Origin of the sequence: Kitasatospora sp. NPDC088351, assembly GCF_040685575.1 — a bacterium.
In the GTDB taxonomy this organism is placed as follows: domain Bacteria; phylum Actinomycetota; class Actinomycetes; order Streptomycetales; family Streptomycetaceae; genus Kitasatospora.
In genome coordinates, this window is the sequence record NZ_JBFBIL010000119.1 from 1 (window position 1) to 4,962 (window position 4,962).

Below are 4,962 nucleotides of genomic sequence, written 5' to 3' on the forward strand. Positions count from 1 at the left end.
TATTCCAGAGAACCCCCACCCGATTCCGGGTGGGGGTTCTCTGCGTTTACGGCCGTGTATTGCTGTGTATTTACGGCATCACGCGCAGGGCACGGTCGCGACGGCTGCTCGGACAGGGCACCCCGGCGCGCCGCTCCGCCGTCAATATGCCGCTAAAACCGCCTGATCAGCGCCCTGATCAGCGGAAAATCGCCTCCCACGCCGTAGTCTCGAAGGGGAGGGGAACAGGTGTCCGGGGGTGGCCCCCGGGCCGGGCCGGATCAAGAATGGTGCTCATGGGACGAGGCAGGCTGCGCATCTACCTCGGGGCGGCCCCCGGGGTCGGCAAGACGTACGCCATGCTCGCCGAAGCGCACCGGCGACTGGAGCGTGGCACGGACGTCGTGGTGGGGTTCGTCGAGGACCACGGGCGGCGGTACACGGCGGCGCTGGTGGCCGGCCTGGAGGTGGTGCCGCGCCGCGAGCTGGTCCATCGGGGCGCCGCGTTCACCGATATGGACCTGGACGCCGTGCTGGCCCGCCGCCCACAGGTGGCGCTGGTGGACGAGCTGGCGCACACCAACGTCCCCGGCTGCCGCAACGACAAGCGCTGGCAGGACGTCGAGGAACTGCTGGCGGCCGGGATCGACGTGATCTCGACCGTGAACATCCAGCACCTGGAGTCGCTCGGCGACGTGGTCGAGGGCATCACCGGGGTACGGCAGCGGGAGACCGTCCCGGACGAGGTGGTCCGGCGGGCCGACCAGATCGAACTGGTCGACATGTCACCGCAGGCGCTCCGCCGCCGCCTCGCACACGGCAACGTGTACGCGCCGGAGAAGATCGACGCCGCCCTGGCCAACTACTTCCGCCCGGGGAACCTGACCGCGCTGCGCGAGCTGGCGCTGCTGTGGACCGCGGACCGGGTCGACGAGTACCTGCAGAAGTACCGGGCCGAGCAGGGCATCGAAGGTACCTGGCAGGCCCGTGAGCGCATCGTGGTCGGCCTCACCGGCGGGCCGGAGGGCGCGACGCTGATCCGCAGGGCGGCCCGGATCGCCGCGCGCGGCTCCGGCGGCGAGCTGCTGGCCGTCCACATCTCCCGCTCGGACGGCCTGGTCGGCTCCGGTTCCGGCTCGCCGCAGGCACTGATCGAACAGCGGGCGCTGGTGGAGAGCCTGGGCGGCAGCTTCCACGCGGTGCTGGGCGACGATCCGGCGGCCGGGCTGCTGGACTTCGCCCGGGGCGTCAACGCCACCCAGATCGTGCTGGGCACCAGCCGCCGGCCGGCCTGGCAGTACATCTACGGTCCGGGCGTGGGCACCACCGTGACCCGGGACTCCGGCGACATCGACGTGCACATCGTCACCCACGAGCACGCCGCCAAGGGGCGCGGCCGGCTCCCGACCCGCCGGGTCACCGACCTGGGCCGTCCGCGGACCGTCACCGGCTGGCTGATCGGGGTGGGCGGGCCGCCGCTGCTGGCGCTGCTGCTCACCCACACCAACGGACTCGGCCTCTCCACCGACATGCTGCTGTTCCTGTCGCTGACGGTCTGCGCGGCGCTGGTCGGCGGGCTGTTCCCGGCGATCGCCTCCGCCCTGGTCGGCTCCTCGGCGCTGAACTACTACTTCGCGCCGCCGATTCACACCTTCACCATCTCCGAGCCGCAGAACATCATCGCGGTGGCGATATTCACCACCGTCGGCATCGCGGTCGCCTCCGTGGTGGACCTGGCCGCCCGGCGCACCCATCAGGCGGCCCGCAGCCAGACCGAGGCGCAGACGCTCAGCGCGCTGGCGGGCACCGTGCTGCGTGGCGCGCCGAGCGGGGAGGGTGTGCTGACGGCGCTGCTGGAGCAGGTCAGGGAGACCTTTCAGCAGGACTCCGCCGCGCTGCTGGAACGGCCGGACCCGCTCGGCCCGTGGCAGGCGGTCGCGACGGCCGGCCCGCACCCGCCGGGGCGTCCCGAGGCCGCCGACGTGGACGTGCCGGTCGGTGACACCCTGGCCCTGGTCCTGCGCGGCCGGGTGCTGCCCGCCGAGGACCGCCGACTGCTCGGCGCCTTCGCCGCCCAGGCCGCGGTGCTGCTGGAGCGCCGCCGACTGGCCGGGGAGGCCGTCGCCGCCCGCCGGGAGGCGGAGGGGAACCGGATCCGCACCGCGCTGCTCGCCGCCGTCTCGCACGACCTGCGAACCCCGCTGGCGAGCATCAAGGCCTCGGTCAGCTCGCTCCGCTCGGCGGACGTCGAATGGGACGAGCAGGACGAGGCGGAGCTGCTGGCCGGCATAGAGGCCGGCGCCGACCGGCTCGACCATCTGATCAACAACCTGCTCGACATGAGCCGGCTGCAGACCGGCACCGTCACCCCGCTGATCCAGGAGACCGACCTGGACGAGGTGGTGCCGTTCGCGCTCGGCGGCGTGCCGCCGGACTCCGTGCGGCTGGACGTCCCGGAGACCCTGCCGATGATCCGGGCCGACGGCGGGCTGCTGGAACGCTCGCTCGCCAACCTGGTCGAGAACGCCGTCAAGTACAGCCCGGACGGCGTCAAGGTGCTGGTCAAGGCCGACGCCCTGCACCCGGTGGGCGGCCCCGGCCGGGTCGAGCTGCGGATCGTCGACCGCGGCCCGGGGGTGCCCGAGGACGCCAAGGAACGGATCTTCGCGCCGTTCCAGCGGTACGGGGACGCCCCGCGCGGCGCCGGAGTGGGCCTGGGGCTCGCGGTGGCGCGCGGCTTCGTCGAGGCCATGGACGGTACCGTCACCGCGGAGGACACCCCCGGCGGGGGCCTGACGATGGTGGTCACCCTGCCCGCCGCCGACCGCCCGCCGGAGCCGGACGAGAGCGGGCCGCCCGACGCGGCCCCGCCCGAGGCGGCGACCAGCCCGTCCCGTGTATGACCACGTCAGACCTTCCCTTCCGACAGCTGTGAAAGGCGGAGCCCGTATGACCCGGGTCCTCGTCGTGGACGACGAACCGCAGATCGTCCGCGCGCTGGTGATCAACCTCAAGGCCCGCAAGTACGAGGTCGACGCGGCCCACGACGGCGCGAGCGCGCTGGAGCTGGCCGCCGCCCGGCACCCCGACGTCGTCGTCCTCGACCTCGGTCTGCCCGACATGGACGGCGTCGAGGTGATCAAGGGCCTGCGCGGCTGGACCAGGGTGCCGATCATCGTGCTCTCGGCCCGGCACGCCTCCGACGAGAAGGTCGAGGCGCTGGACGCCGGCGCGGACGACTACGTGACCAAGCCGTTCGGCATGGACGAGCTGCTCGCCCGGATGCGCGCCGCCGTCCGCCGGGCCGAGCCGGTGGCCGGGGAGGACGACTCGCTGGTGGTCACCGACAGCTTCACCGTCGACCTCGCGGCGAAGAAGGTCAACCGGGACGGCACCGACGTCCGCCTCACCCCGACCGAATGGCATCTGTTGGAGGTACTGGTCCGCAACGCAGGCCGACTGGTCAGCCAGACCCAGCTGCTCCAGGAGGTCTGGGGCCCGGCCTACCGCACCGAGACCAACTACCTGCGGGTCTACCTCGCCCAGCTGCGGCGCAAGCTGGAACGTGACCCCTCGCACCCGCGGCACTTCATCACCGAGCCGGGCATGGGCTACCGCTTCGAGGGGTGAGCCCCGGGCACTGCCCCGATATCGCGGCCTGCCCTCGGGGCCCCCGAAACCGGTACCCTTCCGGCATGAGTGGTGACATCAGCAGCGACCAGCCGCAGGGCCGCTTCCGCCGCATGCTCAGCCGGCTGACCTCCTCCACCGAGGAGCTGCAGGCCGAGGAGTTGCGCCAGGAGAGCGCGGCGGAGTCGGGCTGCACCCCGATCGCCCGCTGCGGAGACCGTGAAGTGGTCACCGTGGCAGGCACCCTGCGGACCGTGACCCTCCGCCCGCGGGCCGGCGTGCCCGCGCTGGAGGCCGAACTCTTCGACGGCACCGAGGCGTTGGACGTGGTCTGGCTCGGCCGCCGCTCCATCGCGGGCATAGAGCCCGGCCGCCGGCTGGTTGCCAGCGGCCGGATCAGCCTGGCACGCGGGCGCCGCGTGCTGTTCAACCCCCGCTATGAGCTGCGTCCGGTCGGACACGGGAGCGAATGAGCGTGAGCAACCAGCCCGGCGGCGAGTCCGCCGCCCAGCTCGACCTGGCCGGGATCAACGACGCCGCCGAGAACGAGGCGGCCCGGCGGGCCGCCGCCTCCAAGGAGGCCGCCGACACCGTGATGCAGGCCTTCGGCGGCGTGCGCGGCATGATCGACATGACCCTGCCCGGCCTGGTCTTCATCGTCACCTACAACATCACCCACGAGGTGGCGCCGGCCGGCTGGGCGGCGCTCGGCCTCTGCGCGCTGTTCGTGGTGACCAGGCTCGCCAGGCGGGAAACCGTCCAGCACGCCTTCAGCGGGGTGTTCGGGGTCGGCCTCGGCGTCTGGATCTCGATGAAGACCGGCAAGGCCGAGGACTTCTATCTGCCGGGCCTGCTCTGGAACGTCGGCTACTGCCTCGGCTTCGCCGTCTCGGCCCTGGTCCGCTGGCCGCTGATCGGCGTGATGCTGGGCCCGATCACCGGGGAGATGTTCACCTGGCGCAAGGAGAATCCGGGCCGGCTGGCCGCCTACACCAAGGCCACCTGGGCCTGGGTGGTGATCATGGGCATCAAGCCGCTGATCCTCTTCCCGCTGTACTTCTCCCACAACGTCAACCTGCTCGGCTGGCTGAAGGTCGCCCTGGGCATCCCGCCGATGCTGCTGGCGATGTACGTCACCTGGCAGATCCTGCTGAAGGCGCCGCCGCCGATCAAGGCGCAGCTGGACGACGAGCCGGCCGAAGAGGCCGACCGGCCGTAGGGCGTGTCCGACCAGGCCACGCGAGAGGGCCCGCACTCACCTTGGGTTCAAGGGGTCGTCGCAACACCACTTGGTTTTAGGTGGTGAGTAGATCACGTAGACGCTCGGCTGGGGTATTCCAGCCGAGCGTCTTG

General features: G+C 71.9%; 4 protein-coding genes. All 4 read left to right on the forward strand.

The genetic code is table 11. The features are described from left to right. Positions 1–275 precede the first annotated feature (275 nt). The 4 genes from AB0P06_RS36525 (at position 276) to AB0P06_RS36540 (ending at position 4,828) form a co-directional block, all read left to right on the forward strand. Positions 276–2,882: a sensor histidine kinase KdpD gene (locus AB0P06_RS36525; RefSeq protein WP_363615265.1), complete on the forward strand. Its 2,607-nt coding sequence runs from the start codon at positions 276–278 to the stop codon at positions 2,880–2,882. Between the two features lie 46 nt (positions 2,883–2,928). Then, on the forward strand, positions 2,929–3,609 hold the full coding sequence (locus AB0P06_RS36530; RefSeq protein WP_363615267.1) for a response regulator: 681 nt from the start codon (positions 2,929–2,931) through the stop codon (positions 3,607–3,609). Positions 3,610–3,674: 65 nt separating this feature from the next. After that, positions 3,675–4,082, forward strand: a complete 408-nt coding sequence (locus AB0P06_RS36535; RefSeq protein WP_363615269.1) for an OB-fold nucleic acid binding domain-containing protein — start codon at positions 3,675–3,677, stop codon at positions 4,080–4,082. A 2-nt stretch (positions 4,083–4,084) separates the two neighbouring features. Next, positions 4,085–4,828, forward strand: a complete 744-nt coding sequence (locus tag AB0P06_RS36540) for a DUF3159 domain-containing protein (RefSeq protein ID WP_363615271.1) — start codon at positions 4,085–4,087, stop codon at positions 4,826–4,828. The last annotated feature ends 134 nt before the right edge of the window (positions 4,829–4,962 follow it).